Genomic DNA, 19,028 nt, shown 5'->3' with positions numbered 1-19,028 from the left:
ATCAAGGGGCGCGGGGAACTGCGCGATCAGCCCCCACCGGGCCGCAGACGAACGTGAGCCCCCGGCAGGGTTTCGGGAAGGGGCGGGGTGGGGGATTCTCAGCGGACCGGGTGGCCCGCGTCGCGCAAGGCCGACTTCACATCCCCGATCCGCAGGTCACCGAAGTGGAACACCGACGCCGCCAGGACCGCGTCCGCGCCCGCCGCCACCGCCGGGGCGAAGTCGGCGAGGCGGCCCGCGCCGCCCGAGGCGATCACCGGCACGGTGACATGGCGGCGCACCGCCGAGATCATCTCGACGTCGTACCCGTCCTTCGTCCCGTCCGCGTCCATCGAGTTGAGCAGGATCTCCCCCGCCCCCAGCTCCGCCGCCCGGTGCGCCCACTCCACCGCGTCGAGGCCGGTGCCCTTGCGGCCGCCGTGGGTGGTGACCTCGAAGGACCCGGACGCGGTGCGGCGCGCGTCGACCGACAGGACGAGCACCTGACGCCCGAAGCGCTCCGCGATCTCGCGGATCAGCTCGGGGCGCTCGATCGCCGCCGTGTTCACGCCCACCTTGTCCGCCCCGGCCCGCAGCAGCCGGTCCACGTCGTCGGCGGAGCGCACCCCGCCGCCCACCGTCAGCGGGATGAAGACCTGCTCGGCGGTGCGCCGGACCACGTCGTACGTGGTCTCGCGGTTGCCGGAGGACGCCGTGATGTCCAGGAACGTCAGCTCGTCCGCGCCCTCGGCGTCGTAGAGCCTGGCCATCTCGACCGGGTCGCCGGCGTCGCGCAGGTTCTGGAAGTTGACCCCCTTGACCACCCGGCCGTTGTCGACGTCCAGGCAGGGGATGACTCGGACCGCGAGGGTCATGCCAAGGCTCCTTCGGGGGCGCCGCCGGCGGCGCCCCGGTACGCGTCTACTTCTACTTCGACCAGCACGCGCGGGTCGACCAGGCCGGTCACGATGACCAGCGTGGCCGCCGGACGGACGGCGTCGAAGAGCTCCTTGTGGGCCCGTCCCGCCTCGTCTATGTCGCGCGCGTGGGTCAGGTACATCCGGGTGCGGACCACGGACTCGACCCCGAGTCCGAACTCCGCCAGCGCGGCCAGCGCGTTGGCGAAGGCGACCTTGGCCTGTTCGTACGGGTCGCCCTCGCCGTACAGGACCGTGCCCTTGAAGGGTGTGGTGCCCGCGACATGTACATGGTCGCCCGCCGCGACGGCGCGCGCGAAGCCGAACGCCTCTTCCCAGGGACTGTCGCTCTGTACCCGCCGCGCACCGGTCATGCTGACACAGCCTCCAGGGCCTCTTCGAGGGTGAACGCCTTCGCGTACAGAGCCTTGCCCACGATCGCCCCCTCGACACCCAGCGGCACCAGGCCCGAGAGCGCCCGCAGGTCGTCGAGCGAGGAGACGCCGCCGGAGGCCACCACCGGCTTGTCGGTGGCCGCGCAGACGTTGCGCAGCAGCTCCAGGTTGGGGCCGGTGAGCGTGCCGTCCTTGGCGATGTCGGTCACCACGTACCGGGCGCAGCCCTCGGAGTCGAGGCGGGCCAGCGTCTCGTAGAGGTCGCCGCCGTCGCGCGTCCAGCCGCGGCCGCGCAGCGTCGTCCCGCGGACGTCCAGGCCCACCGCGATCTTGTCGCCGTGCTCGGCGATGACCTTGGCGACCCACTCGGGGGTCTCCAGCGCCGCGGTGCCCAGGTTGACCCGGGTGCAGCCGGTGGCGAGGGCGGCGGCGAGCGAGGCGTCGTCGCGGATGCCGCCGGACAGCTCCACCTTGATGTCCATGGCGGCGGCGACCTCGGAGATCACCGCGCGGTTGTCGCCGGTGCCGAAGGCCGCGTCCAGGTCGACCAGGTGCAGCCACTCGGCGCCGGACTTCTGCCAGGCGAGCGCCGCCTGGAGCGGGGAGCCGTAGGAGGTCTCCGAGCCGGACTCGCCGTGGACGAGACGGACGGCCTGGCCGTCGCGGACGTCGACGGCGGGGAGGAGTTCGAGCTTCGCGGAGGACATCACAGGGTTCCGATCCAGTTGGTCAGCAGCTGGGCGCCGGCGTCGCCGGACTTCTCGGGGTGGAACTGGGTCGCCCACAGCGCGCCGTTCTCCACCGCGGCCACGAACGGCTCGCCGTGGGTGGCCCAGGTGACCTTGGGGGCGCGGATGTTGACGTTGCCGACTTCCAGCGTCCAGTCGTGGACCGCGTACGAGTGCACGAAGTAGTAGCGGGTGTCGGCGTCCAGGCCCGCGAAGAGCTCGGTGTCCTCGGGGGCCTTGACCGTGTTCCAGCCCATGTGCGGGACGACCGGGGCCTTCAGCGGCCCGACCGTGCCGGGCCACTCGTCCAGGCCCTCGGTCTCCACGCCGTGCTCGATGCCCTTGGCGAAGAGGATCTGCATACCGACGCAGATGCCCATCACGGGGCGCCCGCCGGAGAGCCGGCGGCCCACGATCCAGTCGCCGCGCGCCTCGCGCAGCCCCTGCATGCACGCCGAGAAGGCGCCGACGCCGGGCACCAGGAGCCCGTCCGCGTTCATCGCCGTGTCGTAGTCACGCGTGATCTCGACGTCCGCGCCGACGTGGGCGAGCGCCCGCTCGGCGGAGCGGACGTTGCCGAAGCCGTAGTCGAAGACCACGACCTTCTTACGAGGAGCGGTCGTGCTCAATTCCACACCTCCAGGCGCAGGACGCCGGCGGCCAGGCACAGCGCCGAACTGATCGCGAGCAGCGTGATCAGGCTCTTGGGCATCTCCTGCTTGATGAAGGAGTAGACGCCGCCGGCGAGGAAGAGCCCGAGGACGATGAGGATGGTGTTGAGGCCGGTCACAGCGCGCCCTTGGTCGAAGGAAGGATGCCCGCGGCACGCGGGTCGTGCTCGGACGCGTACCGCAGCGCACGGGCCAGCGCCTTGAACTGGCACTCCACGATGTGGTGCGCGTTGCGCCCGTACGGGACGTGGACGTGCAGCGCGATCTGCGCCTGCGCCACGAACGACTCCAGTATGTGCCGGGTCATCGTGGTGTCGTACTCGCCGATCATCGGCGCCATGTTCTCGGGCTCGGTGTGCACCAGGTACGGGCGGCCGGAGAGGTCCACGGTCACCTGCGCCAGGGACTCGTCGAGCGGGACCGTGCAGTTGCCGAACCGGTAGATGCCGACCTTGTCGCCGAGCGCCTGCTTGAAGGCGGCGCCGAGCGCGAGGGCGGTGTCCTCGATGGTGTGGTGCGAGTCGATGTGCAGATCGCCGTCGGTCTTGACCGTCAGGTCGAAGAGGCCGTGGCGGCCGAGCTGGTCGAGCATGTGGTCGTAGAAGCCGACTCCCGTCGACACATCGACCTTTCCGGTCCCGTCGAGGTCGATCTCGACAAGGACGGACGTCTCCTTGGTAGTGCGTTCGACACGGCCGACGCGGCTCATGCTCTCTGCTCCTTCGGGGGTTTGGGGGTGTCCCCCATTGGGCTCAGCAGTTGACGGACCGCGTCCAGGAACGCGTCGTTCTCGGTCGGGGTGCCGGCGGTGACGCGCAGCCACCCGGGCACTCCGTTGTCACGGACCAGGACACCCTGGTCGAGGATCTGCTGCCAGGCGGTGTGGGAGTCCTCGAAGCGGCCGAACTGGACGAAGTTGGCATCCGATTCGGTCACCTCGTATCCGGCCGTGCGCAGCTCGACGACCAGCCGGTCCCGCTCCCGCTTCAGCTGCTCGACATAGCCGAGCAGCGTGTCCGTGTGCTCCAGGGCCGCGAGCGCGGTCGCCTGGGTGACGGCGGAGAGGTGGTAGGGCAGCCGGACGAGCTGGACCGCGTCGACCACCGCCGGGTGCGCGGCGAGATAGCCGAGCCGCAGCCCGGCCGCGCCGAACGCCTTGGACATGGTCCGCGAGACGACCAGGCGCGGGCGGCCCTGGATGAGCGGCAGCAGGGAGGCGCGGTGGCTGAACTCGACGTACGCCTCGTCGACGACGACCAGCGACGGCTTCGCGGCCTGCGCGGCCTCGTAGAGCGCGAGGACCGTCTCGGCCTCGACCGCCGTGCCCGTCGGGTTGTTGGGCGAGGTGATGAAGACGACGTCCGGCCGGTGCTCGGCAATCGCCTTCTCGGCGGCCTCGACGTCGATGGTGAAGTCCTCGCGCCGGGGCCCGGAGATCCAGCCGGTGCCGGTGCCGCGCGCGATGAGGCCGTGCATCGAGTACGAGGGCTCGAAGCCGATCGCGGTGCGGCCCGGACCGCCGAAGGTCTGGAGCAGCTGCTGGATGACCTCGTTGGAGCCGTTGGCCGCCCAGACGTTCTCGGCGCCGACCGGGTGCCCGCCGGTGCGGGTGAGATAGCGGGCGAGCTCGGTGCGCAGCTCCACCGCGTCCCGGTCGGGGTAGCGGTTGAGCCCGCGCGCGGCCTCGGCGACCCGCTCGGCGATCCGCGCGACCAGCGGCTCGGGCAGCGGGTACGGGTTCTCGTTGGTGTTCAGCTGGACCGGCACGTCGAGCTGCGGGGCCCCGTACGGGGACTTGCCGCGCAGCTCGTCCCGGATCGGGAGGTCGTCGATGCCGATGTCGTGCGTGCTCACTGGCCGGGCACCTGCCATCCGAACCTCGCCTTCAGGGCCGCCCCGTGCGCGGGCAGGTCCTCGGCCTCGGCGAGCGCCACCACGTGGTGGGTGACCTCGGCGAGGGCGTCGCGCGTGTAGTCGACGATGTGGATGCCGCGCAGGAAGGACTGCACGGACAGGCCCGAGGAGTGGCAGGCGCAGCCGCCGGTGGGCAGCACGTGGTTGGAGCCCGCGCAGTAGTCGCCGAGCGAGACCGGGGCGTACGGGCCGACGAAGATCGCGCCCGCGTTGCGGACCCGGCCGGCCACCGCGGCGGCGTCGGCGGTCTGGATCTCCAGGTGCTCGGCGCCGTACGCGTCGACCACCTTCAGGCCCTGCTCCAGGCCGTCGACCAGGACGATCGCGGACTGCTTGCCGGCCAGCGCGGGCTTGATCCGGTCCTCGACGTGCTTGGTCGCCGCGACCTGCGGCTCCAGCTCGCGCTCGACCGCGTCGGCGAGCGCGGCGCAGTCGGTGACCAGGACGGCGGCCGCCATCGGGTCGTGCTCGGCCTGGCTGATCAGGTCGGCGGCGACGTGCGCCGGGTCGGCGGTCTCGTCCGCGAGGACGGCGATCTCGGTCGGCCCGGCCTCGGTGTCGATGCCGATGCGGCCGGTGAAGTAGCGCTTGGCGGCGGCGACCCAGATGTTGCCGGGGCCGGTCACCATGTTCGCGGGCGCACATCCGTCGGGTCCCGAGGTGCCGTACGCGAACATCGCGACGGCCTGGGCGCCGCCCACCGCGTACACCTCGTCGACCCCGAGCAGCGCGCACGCGGCGAGGATCGTCGGGTGCGGCAGGCCGCCGAACTCCTTCTGCGGCGGCGACGCGAGCGCGATGGACTCGACGCCCGCCTCCTGGGCCGGGACGACGTTCATGACCACGGACGACGGGTAGACCGAGCGCCCGCCCGGCGCGTAGAGGCCCACGCGCTCGACCGGCACCCACTTCTCGGTGACCGTGCCGCCGGGCACCACCTGGGTGGTGTGCTCGCTGCGGCGCTGCTCGCGGTGGACGATCCTGGCCCGCCGGATCGACTCCTCCAGAGCGGCCCTGACCTGCGGGTCCAGCTGCTCCAGCGCCTCGGCGAGCGCCTCGGCGGGCACCCGGACGCGCTCCAGGGTCACACCGTCGAACTTCTCCGCGTACTCGATCAGCGCCGCCGTGCCACGATGATGCACGTCCTCGCAGATGGGCCGCACCTTCTCCAGGGCGGCTTCCACGTCGAACTCGGCACGGGGCAGCAGGTCGCGCAGGGCGGCGCCCTCGGGGAGGGCGTTGCCGCGCAGATCGATTCGAGAGATCACGGAACCAATTCTCTCAGACTGCTTCGCGCCACCGGTCGCCCGTATCACTGGCTGATACGTGTCCCGCCCGTCCCGCACGCGCGCGGTGACCACTAGCGTTCACCGCGTTACACACGCACGCGAGGGTGCGGGACCAGCAGGGGACGAGGGGGACGGCAGTGACCGTGGCGCCGGACGACGAGACGCCGCCGGACTGGTTCAGCCCGGTGGAGCGGGGGATGTGGACGGCCTTCCGCAACGGCAGCACCTACGACCTGCGCACCCGCAATCCGCTGCGGGACGACCCGTTCTCCGGGCGGGCCTGGGGGCCCGAGCGCACGGTGCGCGGGCGGGCGGTGGCGCGGGTGCTGCTCAACGGGCCGTCCGCGATGCCCGGGCGGGTCGCCGCGCTGAAGCTGAACGGCGTGCAGATCATGGGCGCCCTCAACCTCGCCGGCGGCACGGTCACCCCGTACGTCGAGCTCAACAACTGCCGGTTCGAGAACGAGGTGCTGCTGCCCGAGTGCCGGGTCACCACCGTGCGGATGGTGCGCTGCGCCATTCCCCGCCTTGAGGCGGCCCGCCTGCAGACCGAGGGCGATCTGCATCTGCCGCGTTGCCGGATCGCCCACGGCATCCGGCTCACCGACGCCCACATCGGTACGGATCTGCTGCTCAACGAGGCGGTGATCCACGCCGACCGCAAAGGCCGCTCGCTCGCGGCCGACGGCCTCTCGGTCGCCCAGGACCTCCAGGCCGAGCTGATCGAGTCGTACGGCGAGGTGAGCCTGCGCTCCGCCAAGGTCGGGGTGACGCTGAGTCTGCGCGGCAGCAAACTGGTGAATCCGGAGGGCCGCCGCGCGCTCAACGCCCCGCAGCTCACCGTGGAGCGCACGGTCTACATGACGGCGGCCGCCGTCGCCCCGGGCGCGACCGAGACCACCACACCGCCGTACGGGACGAACTACACCAGCACCCCGGCGCGCGGCACCCGCGTCCAGCCGTTCGTCTGCGAGGGCGGGCTGCGCCTGGACGACGGGCGGTTCGGGGACGCCCTGGACCTGCAGAGCGCGCGCTTCGTGATGCGGGACTACCAGGAGCTGTCGCTGCGCCGGGTGCAGACGCCGGAGCTGCGCTTCCTCGGCGAGCGCCCGGAGCACGGCAAGGTGGTGCTCTCGGGCGCCCGGGTCGTGAACCTGGTCGACATGTCGACCAGCTGGCCGGGGCCCGGGGGCCTCGCGATGGGCGGCTTCAGCTATGAGAACCTGATCCCGCGCGGACTGTTCCCGCTGGCCAGACGGCTGGAGTGGGTGGCGGCGGCGACCCCCGAGTACGCGCCGGAGCCGTACGAGCGCCTGGCGACGGTGCTGCGCAACAGCGGCGAGGACGCGGACGCGCGCGAGGTGCTGCTCGCCAAGCAGCGCCGGCGCCGCGAGACGCTGCCGCTCGCGGGCAAGCTGTGGGGCGTGCTCCAGGACGTGACCGTGGCGTACGGCTACCGGCCCGGCCGGGCCGCGCTGTGGATGGCGGTGCTGTGGGCGATGGGCGCGCTGGCGTTCTCGCACTACGACCCGCAGCCGATCAAGGCGGACGAGCACCCCGACTGGAACGCGTCCCTGTACGCCCTCGACCTCCTGATCCCCGTGGTCAACCTCGGTCAGGACGGCTACTGGAAGCTGCACGGCGGCTGGCAGTGGGTCTCGGCGGTGCTGATCCTGCTGGGCTGGATCCTGGCGACGACGGTGGCGGCGGGGGCCTCACGGCTGCTGCGACGGGGCTGAGGCGGTCGCGGGCCGGCCTTTCCGATGCGGCCGCGGCTTCGGGGCGGGCGCGGCTTCGGGGTCGACGCCCTGCACAACCGACCCCCCGCCATGGACGAAATTTGCACGGCCTTGACCCGCGCCCGTACAACCGTCACGGCCGCCACAGACTCTTCACCGCACACCACTGGCGGAGCTCCCACCTGCGGTTTTGAATGGTTCGCACCATGTCATTCGTACGCGCCCTGATCCGTGCCGTCCGCGCGGTCAGGCACACCCCGCACCTCGCGGCCGCCCTCCCGGCCGACGAGGAACTGCTCCTCGACGCGCCCGACGGGCGGCTCGGTCCCGCGCTGGTGGCCGCCGCCCGGGGCGAGTACGGGGCGGTGGCCGAACTCCTCGCCACCACCCGGGAGTCCGCCGAGTGGGAGAACCGCGACCGGTACACGATGCGGCTCGCGGCGTTCGCCGCCAGCCGTCCGGACTGGCTCGCCGACTGGCTGGCCGCCGCGCCACGGGACCCGGACGCCCTGCTGGTCAAGGCGGAGCTGGCGATCGTACGGGCCTGGGGCTCGCCCGCCCGCGCGGAGCTGCTGCGGGAGGTCGCGCCGCTGATCGACGCGGCGGCCTCGGCCGAGCCCGCCGACCCGGTGCCGTGGCGCATCGCGCTGGACCACGCGCGCGGCACCCATGCGCCGCACACCGTCTTCGAGTCGCTGTGGGCGGAGGCGGTCGGGCGCTCCTCGCACCACTACGGCTGCCATGTCGCCGCCCTGCAGTATCTCTCCGCGCAGTGGTACGGCTCGCACCGCGAGTGCTTCGGGTTCGCCGAGGAGGCGGCGGCGGACGCGCTGCCCGGTTCGCTGGTGCAGGCGCTGCCGGTGCGGGCCGCGTTCGCGTGCCTGGCCGCCGGGGCGCCGCCGCTGCCGGGGCGGCAGAGCCCGCAGGAGCTGTTCAGCGACCGGATCGACACGGCGGCCGACCTCGCCATCGCGCTCTCCGCCGCGTACGAGGTGGGCGACCCGTGGCCCGCCGAGGTGCGCAACCTGCTGGCGTACGTCCTGGTCGTGCGCGGGCGGTGGGAGGAGTCCCTTGAGCAGTTCCGGCGCATCGGCCCGTATGTGACCGCCTTCCCGTGGGCGCGCCTGGACGACGACCCGCTGGGCCGCTTCGTGGAGCTGCGCGACGGGGCGCGCAAGGAGGTGGCGGCGAGCATCCCGCTGGGGCGCGAGCAGGGTCCGGCGGCACATCCGGCCAGCCCGGTGGACCCGCTGCGGGACGCACCGGCGAAGGCCGTCGACCGGGCCGCCGGGCCGCCGGGTGCGAGCGCCCTCGGGAAGCCCGGACGCAGCCGGTCCGGCGACCATTACGCTTGAGCGTTGTGACCACCGCACGCCTCCCCCTCTTTCCGCTCAACTCGGTACTGTTCCCCGGCCTCGTCCTGCCGCTGAACGTGTTCGAGGAGCGGTATCGCGCCATGATGCGCGATCTGCTGAAGTCCGGCCCGGACTCCGGCTCCGGCGCGGACGACGACGAGCCGCGCCGGTTCGCCGTGGTCGCGATCCGTGACGGCCGGGAGGTCGCGCCGACCGGGCCCGGCCTGCCGGACCAGACCGCGCTGCCCGAGAAGGGCCCGGCCGCCGGGTTCGGCCCGGACCCGATCCAGGCGTTCCACCAGGTGGGCTGTATCGCCGACGCGGCGACGATCCGGGAGCGCTCGGACGGCAGCTTCGAGGTCCTGGCGACCGGCACCACCCGCGTGAAGCTCCTCTCGGTGGACGCGAGCGGCCCGTATCTGACGGCCGAGCTGGAGGAGCTGCCGGAGGAGCCGGGCGAGGAGGCGGGGGCGCTCGCGGAGGGCGTGCTGCGGGCGTTCCGGTCGTATCAGAAGCGGCTGGCGGGGGCGCGTGAGCGCTCGATGACGGGCTCGGCCGAGCTGCCCGACGAGCCGTCGGTGGTCTCGTACCTGGTGGCGGCGGCCGCCGTCCTGGACGTACCGGCCAAGCAGCGCCTGCTCCAGGCGCCGGACACGGCGACGCGGCTGCGCGAGGAGCTTCAGCTGCTGCGCGCCGAGACGGCGGTGATCCGCCACCTGCCGTCGCTCCCGGCGGTGGACCTGACCCGCGCTCCCACGAGCCCCAACTGACGTAAGGAACAGGCGCGTTGGCGAAGAAGAAGGCGGCCGGGGGCACACCGGCGACGGTGGCGCTGGCGGCGGCGGGCACGTCGTTCACCCTGCACGCGTACGAGCACGACCCGGCCTCCCCGTCGTACGGCGAGGAGGCGGCGCAGGCCCTCGGGGTCTCCCCCGACCGCGTCTTCAAGACGCTGGTGGCCGACGTCGACGGCGAGCTGACGGTCGCGGTGGTCCCGGTGGCGGGCTCGCTCGACCTCAAGGCGCTGGCGGCGGCGGTGGGGGGCAAGCGGGCGGCGATGGCGGATCCGGTGGCGGCGGAGCGCACGACGGGGTACGTCCGGGGCGGAATCTCACCGCTGGGCCAGCGCAAGCGCCTTCGTACGGTCGTCGACGCGTCGGCGTCCGCTCACGCGACGATCTGCGTCTCGGCGGGGCGCCGGGGCCTGGAGGTCGAACTGGCGCCGTCCGACCTCGTGGCCCTGACGGGCGCGGTGGTGGCGCCCGTGGGCCGCGCGTGACCGGTAATCAACCTGGACACATCGCCGCGGGGCGAGCACGTTGCCCCCATGTCGAAACGCACCCGCAAGCGCAAGTGGCGCATCCGCAAAGCCAAATCCAACCACGGCCACCGCCCGGCGTAACGACGGCGGTATCCCCCACCCCGCCCCTTCCCTGAACCCTCCGGGGGTGGGCGGGGGTGAAGGTGGTTTCCCGGGGGCGAAGCCCCCGGACCCCCAGCGGGGCCTGCGGCCCCTGCACCCCGCTACGGGGCTCCGCCCCGGACCCCGGTCCTGGGGCTGGGCGGAGCTGCGCCCCGGACCCCAAGGCATGGGGGTGGACTCCGGAGCTGAACCCCGCTCTGTGGCCGCACCCCTCAAGGGGCGCGGGGAACTGCGCGACCAGCCCCCACCGCCCCGCAGCCGAAAACGGGGAGCCGAAGCTCCAGCGGGGCGCAGGGGCCGCAGGCCCCGCAAGGGAGCGTGGGGAGCAAAGCTCCAGCGGGGCGCAGGGGCCGCAGGCCCCGCAACGGGGGCCGGGGGCCCAGCCCCCGGGAAAACCGCCTTCGCCCCCACCCACCCCCGGAGGGTTCAGGTGAAGGGGCGGGGTGGGGCTAAAGCTCCGGTGGGGACCAGAGGTCCGGGGTCGGGTCCGGGTCGCGGGGGGCGAACAGGGCCGTGAGGCCCAGGTGGACCGCCATCGCGGCCACCGGCCACGCCAACAACGCCCCCTTCGCGTTCAGCTTCAGCGGAGCAGAGAACGTCACCCCTTTCCCCGCCGCCCGCGCCGCCGCGACCACGTCCTGGTTCGGCCCCAGCCATATCCCCACCCGCCACGCCAGCAACGACCCGAGCAGCGCACCGAGCGCGAGACCGGACACCACCGGAATCCCGCCCCGCTTGCGCAGCAGGAAGACGACGGCCGCGCACACCACCCCGAACCCGAGCGCGAGCAGGATGAACGTTCCGTCCGCCCCGATCGCCTCCTCGCCCTCCGTGTCCTTCAGGAACACGGCCTTGTCGTCGGCGACGAGCGGCACCCGGGGCGCCAGCCACACCCACAGCAGTCCGAGCAGCACGCCCGACACCGCCACCGCGACCGCCGCGACCACGGCGTCCCGCAGCTCCGCCTTCAGCTCGGTCCGCATCCCGCTTCCCTCCTCGCCGACGGGCATGGCATCGGCGGAGCCCATGGCCCCGGGCCCGGAGCCGGGCGTACGGTCCTGCCGGGCGTCGTCGTGCGGCGGCTGCTGGTGAGGCGGCGTCAGAGGTGCGGTCACCCCGCCATCGTGCCAGGCGCTCCTGTGCGCCGCCTCACCGGGAGACCGCCGCCCGGCGGTACGCCCAGGTGGCCAGCGCGAGCGAGACGACCCCCACCGCCGCGCAGACCCCCAGGTCGAGCCCGACGACGGCCCAGTCGGGATGCCCGCCGAAGGTCCGCGCGAACGCCTCCACCCCGTACGTCGAGGGCAGCAGATCACGCGCGTACGCGATCGGCCCCGGCAGCCGGTCCGCCGGGAGCACCCCGAGCAGCAGCGCCGCCGACATGCCCAACTGGCCGAGCAGGGTCGCCAGTTCCTGCCGGGGGGCGAGCAGCCCGAGCGCCGCGCCCAGGCCCGCCAGCGCCGCGCCCGACAGCGGGATCACCGCCGCGAGCACCCACAGATGCGCCAGCGGCAGCCCGAAGAGGACGCACCCTGTGACGGCGGTGACCAGCGTGCCGGGCACGGTGAACGAGGCGTACGCCGCCGCCGCGCCCAGCACCACGGAGGCGGGCGGCACCGGCAGCGTCGCGTAGTGGTCGAGCCCGCCGCCCGCCCGCAGCTGTCCGAAGTACTGGGCGAGCAGGTTGAGCGCGACGAACGCGACCACCAGGACGCTGGATCCGGCGACCACGGCCCGCGCCTCGCTGCCGCCGTCCACGACGCCCCGCATCAGGACCATGATCCCGATGGACTGGAAGGTCGCCACGAACAGCAGCGGGATGCGGGCCACCTTCGCCCGGGAGAGCTGGGCCCGGTAGACGGCCGCGAGGGCGGGGAACAGCCGGGCCCGGGGCGCCAGCGGCGCGGCGGTGTGTACGCGCGCACCGGGGGCCGCCGCCTCCACGGAAACCTCCAGGGGAATCGCGCTCACGCCTTCACCAGACCTTCCATGCGTCCGCCGAGGGCGAGGTAGACGTCTTCCAGGCTCGGCGTGGCCAGCGTGAAGTCGTCGAGGGCGGCGAAGGCCGGACCGCCGGTGACCGCCGCGACGGCGGCGCGCGCCGCGTCCGGGCCGAGCCGCAGCACCCAGCGGCGCCCCGACTCCTGCGCCGACGCGCGCAGCGCGGCGACCTCGGGCAGTTCCAGGGGCGCCCGCTCGCGCCAGACCAGTTCGACCCGTACCTCGTCCGCGACCCGTTCCTTCAGGCCCGCCGGGGTGTCGCAGGCGATGACCTTGCCGCGGTCGAGGACCGCGACCCGGTCGAGCACTGTCTCGGCCTCGATGACGTTGTGGGTGACGAGCAGCACGGTCGCGCCGCGCTCGGCCCGGCGCCGGTCGACGGCGCCCCAGACGGCCCGCCGGGCCACCGGGTCCATCCCGGTCGTCGGCTCGTCGAGTACGAGGACGGGCCGGTCGCCGACGAGTACGGCGGCGAAACAGGCGAGCCGCCGCTGGCCGCCGGAGAGCTTCTTCAGCGGCCGCCCGGCGATCTCGGTCAGCCCGAGCTCCTCCAGTACGGCGTCGCGCTCGGCCCGTGCGTCGCGGGCGCTCAGCCCGCGCAGCCGCCCGGTGGTCTCGGCCGCGAGCGCCACGGTCAGCTCGTCCAGGGCCGTCGACTCCTGCCCGAGGTAGCCGATCAGCCGCGCCGCCCGCTCCGGGTGGCGCACCAGGTCGTGGCCGAGCACGTCGACGCTGCCGGAATCCGGCCGCATCAGCCCGGTCAGCTGGCGCACCAAGGTCGACTTGCCCGCGCCGTTGGGCCCGAGCAGGCCGAAGATCTCGCCGCGCCGCACGTCGAGGTCGACCCCGTCGGTGGCCCTGATCTCGGGCGTACCGGCCCTGCCACGTCTGCCGCGCGCGGCAGGGTACGTCTTGACGAGGCCCCGCACCGCGCACACGGTGCCGCCCCCCGCCACTGCTGTGCCGATACTCACGGACAACGAGCCTACGGGGTCATCCAGCCAGCCCGACCCCCGGACCCCCAGTTACTTCCACACGCCGAACGACTACCCCAGCCGATCAGGGGCGCGGGGCGGTGACATGTGCGGCTCCGCCGCGATGGTGGTCCCCCCCCCTGTTCGAGCGGAGTCGAGAACTTGGGGGAGCGACAAGCCCCCACCGGCCCGCGGACAACCAGCGACCGGGCAGGCCCGCGGCCGCACACCGCGCCCCAAACCTTCGTCACTCCCCGACAGGGGCCCGCTCCGCCGCCGCCCGGACGTCGATCTCCCGCCAGAACCCGGCCCGGATCGCATACCGGTCGTGCTCGTCGATCTGATCGTCCTTGTGGGCGAGCAGCCCGAACCTCGCCGCGTACCGCAGCAGTTCCCCGTCGATGCGGTGCGGAATGCGCGGGTACATCGTGGACAGCTTCTGTACGTGCGCGGACTCCGGCAGCCGCTCCATCCAGCGGCGCGCGAAGACCTGCCCCACCTCGTACGGGTCGCCCCCGACCGTGGTGATGTCCTCCTCGCGGTCCGCCCACCGCTGCTCCGCGCTGGTCAGCTGGGCCAGCGTGGGCAGCGAGGCGGTCTCCGGGGACTCGCCGAGCGTCGAGCCGGGCCGCTCGACCCATCCCTTGTCGGAGGACCAGCGCAGGGTCGCGTGCGGGGCGTGCGGCGACGCGGCGGGCGCCCCCGGCCCGCGCAGGCCCGCCAGGTCCTTCGGGGTGGGCACGCCCTTGACGCCGGGCCCGGGCGCCGGGGCCGAGGCGCCGTTGCCGTTGGCCGTCGCGGGCGGCGCCGTCCCGTTGCGTACGGCCGCGGCCTGGGCCTCGGCGGCCCGCTCGGCGGACGCGGCGAGCGCCGACTCGGGCAGCGGGGCCGAGAGGATCGCCGCGATCTCGGGGCGGGGGGCGGCGGCGGGGGCGTAGATGGTGGTGAGGTCCTTGACCCGGACCGCCTGGGTGATCCACGCCCGGTCGAGCACCCGCCGCTCGTCGGCCTCGGCCACCAGGTCCTCGGACTGGTTGTAGTCGCCGTCGGCGGCCTGCACGGCCCACAGGTGCACGGCGACCCCGTGCTCCTTGGCCGACATCAGACCGGGCAGCAGATCGCCGTCACCGGTCACGAGCACCACATCCGAGCAGGCACGATTTCTGGCCAACTCGGTGAGCTCGGCATGCATCGCCGCATCGACGCCTTTCTGCGCCCACCGCCCGTCGCTGCGGGTCAGTGCGCCGAGCCGGACCGTCACCCGTGACATCACCCGCAGCCTGCGGTGTTCCGGCTGCGGTACGCGGTCGGGGGCCCCGTCGAACCAGTAGATCCGCAGCAGCGGCTGCTCGGTGTCGGCCTCCGCCCGTTCGCGCAGCGCCTGGATCAGGGCGGCGTGATCGACGGTGATCCGTGAACGGGCCGGCTCTCCGGCCAGAAGGCTCGCGGCGGCGCCCAACAAGTAACCGGCATCCACCAGGACGACGCAGCGGTCCACGCGTTCCACCCTCTTTCATAACCTCGAAAATCAAAAGATCAGCGGCAAAGAGATCAGGGAGATAAGAGTGCAGGAGATCGAGAGATCAGGGAACGAACTTCGGGTTTCCTTCGAGTCTGCCCGACCTGGTGAGCCTTAACGGCCGGAACTCGATCATCGGCGTGGCGAACCCGCACGCTCCGCGTCCCTCACGAGCAACTACGCACGGTAATGATCCGAAATGCGCGCTTTGTCAAGGTGTGTGAGTCTGACAGCGGCCCTGGCCCCTAGTCCCCCCAGGAGGCAACACCATGGCCAAGAACAAGCAGAACCGCAAGGAGAAGCAGGCTTCCCAGGCGGAGCGCGGTCAGCAGCAGGCGCAGACCTCCGCGATGGAGGCCCAGGCCCAGCCGCAAGCTCAGGCACAGGGCAGCCCTGCGGATGTTGCCCGTAAGCACCAGCGTCGCTTCGGTCACAACTGATAACTGCACACGCACCAGGCACACAAATACGGAAGGGGCGCGCCCCAATTGGACGCGCCCCTTCCGTATGCCCTTATGTCCGTACCCGGCCGTACGCCCCGTACAACTGCGGGAAATAAAAGCCGTCGGCCCGCTCAGCCCGCCAGGCAGGACGGGCCGAGCAGCACCTTGAGATCGCCGAAGAGCGCCGGGTCCGGCTGGACCCGGTGGCGGTCGAGCCGGAGCACCGTGGTCTTGCGCGGCCCCTGGAGCTTGATCCGCACCTCGGTGTTGCCCTTGTGGTGGCCGAGAATCTCGCCCAGGCGGCTGACCATCGGCGGCGTCACCTTCACCGTCGGGATGGTCAGCACCACCGGCGCGTTGGTGCCCGCCGACGACAGGTCGGGGACCATCAGCTCCATCGCGACCAGGCGCGGGATGTCCTCGCGCTTGTCGAGGCGGCCCTTGACGAACACCACCGCGTCCTCGACCAGTTGGGTCGAGACCAGCTGGTAGGTGGCCGGGAAGAACATGCACTCGATGGAGCCCGCCAGGTCCTCCACGGTGGCGATCGCCCAGGCGTTGCCCTGCTTGGTCATCTTGCGCTGGAGGCCCGAGATGATGCCGCCGATGGTGACGATCGAGCCGTCCGCGTAGTCCCCGCCGGTGAGCTGGCCGATGCCCGCGTCCGCCTTGTCGCTGAGCACGTGCTCCAGGCCGAAGAGCGGGTGGTCCGAAACGTACAGGCCCAGCATCTCCCGCTCCTGGGCGAGCAGATACGCCTTCTCCCACTCCACGTCGCCGAACTCGACGTCGAGCCCGAAGCCCGGCTCGTCGGCGCCCTCGTCGCCCATCCCGCCGAAGAGGTCGAACTGCCCCTCGGCCTCCTTGCGCTTGACCTGCACCACGTTGTCGATCATCGGCTCGAACTGCGCGGTCAGACCCTTGCGGGTGTGGCCCATGGTGTCGAAGGCGCCGGCCTTGATCAGCGATTCCGTGGTGCGCTTGTTGCAGACGACCGCCTCGACCTTGTCGAGGTAGTCGGGGAACGAGGCGTACTTCCCCTTGGCCTTGCGGCACTTGATGATCGAGTCCACCACGTTCTGGCCGACGTTGCGCACGGCGGTGAGGCCGAACAGGATCACGTCGTCGCCCTGCGCCGAGAAGTTGGACTCGGACTCGTTGACGTTGGGCGGCAGCACCTTGATGCCCATGCGGCGGCACTCGTTGAGGTAGACCGCCGACTTGTCCTTGTCGTCCTTGACCGAGGTCAGCAGCGCCGCCATGTACTCGGCGGGGTAGTTCGCCTTCAGGTAGGCGGTCCAGTAGGAGACGAGGCCGTACGCGGCGGAGTGCGCCTTGTTGAAGGCGTAGCCGGCGAACGGGACCAGCACGTCCCACAGGGCCTGGATGGCCTCGTCGGAGTAGCCGTTCTTGCGGGCACCGCTCTGGAAGATGGTGAAGTTCTTCGCCAGCTCGTCGGGCTTCTTCTTGCCCATCACACGGCGCAGGATGTCGGCCTCGCCGAGCGAGTACCCGGCGATGATCTGGGCGGCCTTCTGCACCTGCTCCTGGTAGACGATCAGGCCGTAGGTGACCGCCAGGACCTCTTCGAGCGGCTTCTCCAGCTCGGGGTGGATCGGGGTGATCTCCTGCTGCTTGTTCTTGCGCAGCGCGTAGTTCGTGTGCGAGTTCATGCCCATCGGGCCCGGGCGGTAGAGCGCGGACACGGCGGAGATGTCTTCGAAGTTGTCGGGCTTCATCAGCCGCAGCAGGGACCGCATGGGCCCGCCGTCGAACTGGAAGACGCCGAGGGTGTCACCGCGCTGGAGCAGTTCGAAGGTCGTCGGGTCGTCGAGCGGCAGGGCCAGCAGGTCGAGTTCGACGCCCTTGTTGGACTTCACCATCTTGACGGCGTCGTCCATGATCGTCAGGTTGCGCAGGCCGAGGAAGTCCATCTTCAGCAGGCCGAGCGACTCGCACTGCGGGTAGTCCCACTGCGTGATGGTCACGCCGTCCGTGTGCCGCACCCAGATCGGGGCGTGGTCGACGATGGGCTCGCTGGACATGATCACGCCGGCCGCGTGCACACCCATCTGCCGGACCAGGCCCTCGACGCCCTTGGCGGTGTCGATGACCTTCTTCACGTCCGGCTCGTTCTCGTACATCGCCCGGATCTCGCCCGCCTCGCTGTAGCGGGGGTGCTTGGGGTCGGTGATGCCGTTGAGGTCGATGCCCTTGCCGAGGACGTCGGCGGGCATCGCCTTGGTGAGCCGGTCGCCCATCGCGTACGGGTAGCCGAGGACGCGCGCGGAGTCCTTGATGGCGTTCTTCGCCTTGATCTTTCCGTACGTACCGATCATGGCGACCTTGTCGGCCCCGTACTTCTCGGTCACGTACCTGATCACTTCGACGCGCCGACGCTCGTCGAAGTCGATGTCGACATCGGGCATCGAGACGCGCTCGGGGTTGAGGAACCGCTCGAAGATCAGACCGTGCGGGATCGGGTCGAGGTCGGTGATGCCCATCGCGTACGCCACGATCGAGCCGGCCGCGGAGCCTCGGCCGGGGCCGACCGCGATGCCCTGCTTCTTCGCCCACATGATGAAGTCGGCGACCACGAGGAAGTAGCCGGGGAAGCCCATCGAGATGATGGTGTCCATCTCGTACTCGGCCTGCTTCATGCGGTCCTCGGGGATGCCTCCCGGGAAGCGGCGGTGCATGCCGCGCATGGTCTCCTCGCGGAACCAGGTGACCTCGGTGTAGCCCTGGGGGATGTCGAACTTCGGCATCAGGTTCTTGGCCTCGAACATGCCGCTGACGTCGACCTGCTCGGCGACGAGCGCCGTGTTGGCGCAGCCCTGCTGCCAGGCGTCCGAGGAGTCGATCGCGTACATCTCGTCCGTGGACTTCAGGTAGTAGCCGGTGCCGTCGAAGCGGAAGCGGTCGGGGTCCGAGAGGTTCTTGCCGGTCTGGATGCACAGCAGCGCGTCGTGCGCGGTCGCCTCGTGCGCGTACGTGTAGTGCGAGTCGTTGGTGACCAGCGGCGGGATGCCGAGCTCCTTGCCGATCTTCAGGAGGTCGTCGCGGACCCGGCGCTCGATGTCGATGCCGTGGTCCATGAGCTCCAGGAAGTACCGGTCCTTGCCGAAGATGTCCTGGTACTCGCCGGCGGCCTTGCGGGCCTCCTCGTACTGCCCGAGCCGCAGCCGGGTCTGGAGCTCGCCGGAGGGGCAGCCGGTGGAGGCGATCAGGCCCTCCGACCACTGGGAGATGGTCTCCTTGTCCATCCGGGGCCACTTCTGCAGCCAGCCCTCGGCGTACGCGTCGGAGGAGAGCCGGAAGAGGTTGTGCAGTCCGGTCCGGTTCGCCGCCCAGATCGTCTTGTGCGTATAACCACCGGAACCGGACACATCGTCCCGCTTCTGGTGCGGCTGGCCCCACTGGATCTTGCGCTTGTTGCGCCGGGACTCGGGGGCGACGTACGCCTCGATGCCGATGATCGGCGTCACACCGGCCTTCTTGGCCGTGTGGAAGAAGTCGTACGCCCCGTGCAGGTTGCCGTGGTCGGACATGGCGATGTGCGTCATGCCCATCTCATTGCACGCGTCGAACATGTCCTTGAGCCGCGCGGCACCGTCCAGCAGCGAGTACTGGGTGTGGACGTGAAGGTGCGTGAACGGCGGCTTTGACACGGCTGCGGCC

General features: G+C 71.7%; 18 protein-coding genes. 5 read left to right on the top strand and 13 right to left on the bottom strand.

The window, feature by feature from the left end:
• Positions 1 to 98 precede the first annotated feature (98 nt).
• Genes hisF through hisD form a run of 8 tightly spaced genes read right to left on the bottom strand, consistent with a single transcriptional unit; the run spans position 99 to position 5,872 of the window.
• Entirely contained in the window at positions 99 to 854 is a 756-nt protein-coding gene (gene hisF, locus ACGFRG_RS10605; RefSeq protein WP_361428186.1) for an imidazole glycerol phosphate synthase subunit HisF, read from the bottom strand.
• The gene (locus tag ACGFRG_RS10600) at positions 851 to 1,270 is read right to left on the bottom strand and encodes a RidA family protein (protein ID WP_361428184.1); all 420 of its coding nucleotides are present in this window, start codon (positions 1,268 to 1,270) and stop codon (positions 851 to 853) included. Before ACGFRG_RS10600 ends, hisF begins: the two co-directional genes overlap by 4 nt.
• Positions 1,267 to 1,998 carry a bifunctional 1-(5-phosphoribosyl)-5-((5-phosphoribosylamino)methylideneamino)imidazole-4-carboxamide isomerase/phosphoribosylanthranilate isomerase PriA gene (priA, locus tag ACGFRG_RS10595; RefSeq protein ID WP_361428182.1) on the bottom strand — a complete coding sequence of 244 codons (732 nt, stop codon included), beginning with the start codon at positions 1,996 to 1,998 and terminating at the stop codon, positions 1,267 to 1,269. The genes ACGFRG_RS10600 and priA overlap by 4 nt, the downstream gene beginning before the upstream one ends.
• Positions 1,998 to 2,648, bottom strand: a complete 651-nt coding sequence (gene hisH, locus ACGFRG_RS10590) for an imidazole glycerol phosphate synthase subunit HisH (RefSeq protein WP_361428180.1) — start codon at positions 2,646 to 2,648, stop codon at positions 1,998 to 2,000. Before hisH ends, priA begins: the two co-directional genes overlap by 1 nt.
• Positions 2,645 to 2,809 (bottom strand): hypothetical protein, encoded by a 165-nt coding sequence (locus ACGFRG_RS10585; protein ID WP_361428178.1) that lies wholly within the window; start codon positions 2,807 to 2,809, stop codon positions 2,645 to 2,647. Before ACGFRG_RS10585 ends, hisH begins: the two co-directional genes overlap by 4 nt.
• On the bottom strand, positions 2,806 to 3,399 hold the full coding sequence (gene hisB / locus ACGFRG_RS10580; RefSeq protein WP_067158063.1) for an imidazoleglycerol-phosphate dehydratase HisB: 594 nt from the start codon (positions 3,397 to 3,399) through the stop codon (positions 2,806 to 2,808). Before hisB ends, ACGFRG_RS10585 begins: the two co-directional genes overlap by 4 nt.
• Entirely contained in the window at positions 3,396 to 4,544 is a 1,149-nt protein-coding gene (locus tag ACGFRG_RS10575; RefSeq protein ID WP_361428176.1) for a histidinol-phosphate transaminase, read from the bottom strand. Before ACGFRG_RS10575 ends, hisB begins: the two co-directional genes overlap by 4 nt.
• The gene (gene hisD, locus ACGFRG_RS10570; RefSeq protein WP_393263085.1) at positions 4,541 to 5,872 is read right to left on the bottom strand and encodes a histidinol dehydrogenase; all 1,332 of its coding nucleotides are present in this window, start codon (positions 5,870 to 5,872) and stop codon (positions 4,541 to 4,543) included. Before hisD ends, ACGFRG_RS10575 begins: the two co-directional genes overlap by 4 nt.
• A 218-nt stretch (positions 5,873 to 6,090) precedes the next feature.
• On the opposite strand from hisD, the gene ACGFRG_RS10565 reads away from it, so the two are divergent.
• The 4 genes from ACGFRG_RS10565 (at position 6,091) to ybaK (ending at position 10,266) form a co-directional block, all read left to right on the top strand.
• Positions 6,091 to 7,632: an oxidoreductase gene (locus ACGFRG_RS10565; RefSeq protein WP_361428200.1), complete on the top strand. Its 1,542-nt coding sequence runs from the start codon at positions 6,091 to 6,093 to the stop codon at positions 7,630 to 7,632.
• 194 nt (positions 7,633 to 7,826) lie between these two features.
• Positions 7,827 to 8,987 (top strand): hypothetical protein, encoded by a 1,161-nt coding sequence (locus ACGFRG_RS10560; RefSeq protein WP_393263083.1) that lies wholly within the window; start codon positions 7,827 to 7,829, stop codon positions 8,985 to 8,987.
• A 5-nt stretch (positions 8,988 to 8,992) separates the two neighbouring features.
• Entirely contained in the window at positions 8,993 to 9,757 is a 765-nt protein-coding gene (locus tag ACGFRG_RS10555) for an LON peptidase substrate-binding domain-containing protein (protein WP_361428170.1), read from the top strand.
• A 17-nt stretch (positions 9,758 to 9,774) separates the two neighbouring features.
• Complete coding sequence (ybaK, locus tag ACGFRG_RS10550) at positions 9,775 to 10,266, top strand: Cys-tRNA(Pro) deacylase (protein ID WP_361428168.1); 492 nt, start codon at positions 9,775 to 9,777, stop codon at positions 10,264 to 10,266.
• A gap of 593 nt (positions 10,267 to 10,859) precedes the next feature.
• On the opposite strand, the gene ACGFRG_RS10545 is transcribed toward ybaK, so the two are convergent.
• The 4 genes from ACGFRG_RS10545 to ACGFRG_RS10530 all read right to left on the bottom strand — a co-directional run bounded on the left by ACGFRG_RS10545 (position 10,860) and on the right by ACGFRG_RS10530 (position 14,892).
• Positions 10,860 to 11,525 (bottom strand): DUF2567 domain-containing protein, encoded by a 666-nt coding sequence (locus ACGFRG_RS10545; RefSeq protein ID WP_361428167.1) that lies wholly within the window; start codon positions 11,523 to 11,525, stop codon positions 10,860 to 10,862.
• Between the two features lie 34 nt (positions 11,526 to 11,559).
• Positions 11,560 to 12,372 (bottom strand): ABC transporter permease, encoded by an 813-nt coding sequence (locus ACGFRG_RS10540; protein WP_393263310.1) that lies wholly within the window; start codon positions 12,370 to 12,372, stop codon positions 11,560 to 11,562.
• Between the two features lie 5 nt (positions 12,373 to 12,377).
• Positions 12,378 to 13,349: an ABC transporter ATP-binding protein gene (locus tag ACGFRG_RS10535; protein WP_361428196.1), complete on the bottom strand. Its 972-nt coding sequence runs from the start codon at positions 13,347 to 13,349 to the stop codon at positions 12,378 to 12,380.
• A gap of 283 nt (positions 13,350 to 13,632) precedes the next feature.
• Entirely contained in the window at positions 13,633 to 14,892 is a 1,260-nt protein-coding gene (locus ACGFRG_RS10530; RefSeq protein WP_361428165.1) for an NYN domain-containing protein, read from the bottom strand.
• 281 nt (positions 14,893 to 15,173) lie between these two features.
• Here ACGFRG_RS10530 and ACGFRG_RS10525 point away from each other — a divergent pair, with 281 nt between their 5' ends.
• Positions 15,174 to 15,344, top strand: a complete 171-nt coding sequence (locus ACGFRG_RS10525) for a hypothetical protein (RefSeq protein WP_361428163.1) — start codon at positions 15,174 to 15,176, stop codon at positions 15,342 to 15,344.
• Between the two features lie 134 nt (positions 15,345 to 15,478).
• On the opposite strand, the gene dnaE is transcribed toward ACGFRG_RS10525, so the two are convergent.
• Positions 15,479 to 19,018: a DNA polymerase III subunit alpha gene (gene dnaE, locus ACGFRG_RS10520; RefSeq protein ID WP_361428161.1), complete on the bottom strand. Its 3,540-nt coding sequence runs from the start codon at positions 19,016 to 19,018 to the stop codon at positions 15,479 to 15,481.
• Positions 19,019 to 19,028: the final 10 nt, after the last annotated feature.

Source organism: Streptomyces sp. NPDC048696, assembly GCF_043198895.1.
Taxonomy (GTDB): domain Bacteria; phylum Actinomycetota; class Actinomycetes; order Streptomycetales; family Streptomycetaceae; genus Streptomyces.
Note: the sequence above shows the minus strand (reverse complement) of the source record. Positions and strands in the feature narration are given on the sequence as shown.

Coding starts and splice junctions, on each gene's coding strand:
- hisB (WP_067158063.1), bottom strand. CDS start 3,399: ATGAGCCGCGTCGGCCGTGTCGAACGCACTACCAAGGAGACGTCCGTC.
- ACGFRG_RS10600 (WP_361428184.1), bottom strand. CDS start 1,270: ATGACCGGTGCGCGGCGGGTACAGAGCGACAGTCCCTGGGAAGAGGCG.
- hisF (WP_361428186.1), bottom strand. CDS start 854: ATGACCCTCGCGGTCCGAGTCATCCCCTGCCTGGACGTCGACAACGGC.
- priA (WP_361428182.1), bottom strand. CDS start 1,998: ATGTCCTCCGCGAAGCTCGAACTCCTCCCCGCCGTCGACGTCCGCGAC.
- ACGFRG_RS10565 (WP_361428200.1), top strand. CDS start 6,091: ATGTGGACGGCCTTCCGCAACGGCAGCACCTACGACCTGCGCACCCGC.
- ACGFRG_RS10560 (WP_393263083.1), top strand. CDS start 7,827: ATGGTTCGCACCATGTCATTCGTACGCGCCCTGATCCGTGCCGTCCGC.
- ACGFRG_RS10525 (WP_361428163.1), top strand. CDS start 15,174: ATGGCCAAGAACAAGCAGAACCGCAAGGAGAAGCAGGCTTCCCAGGCG.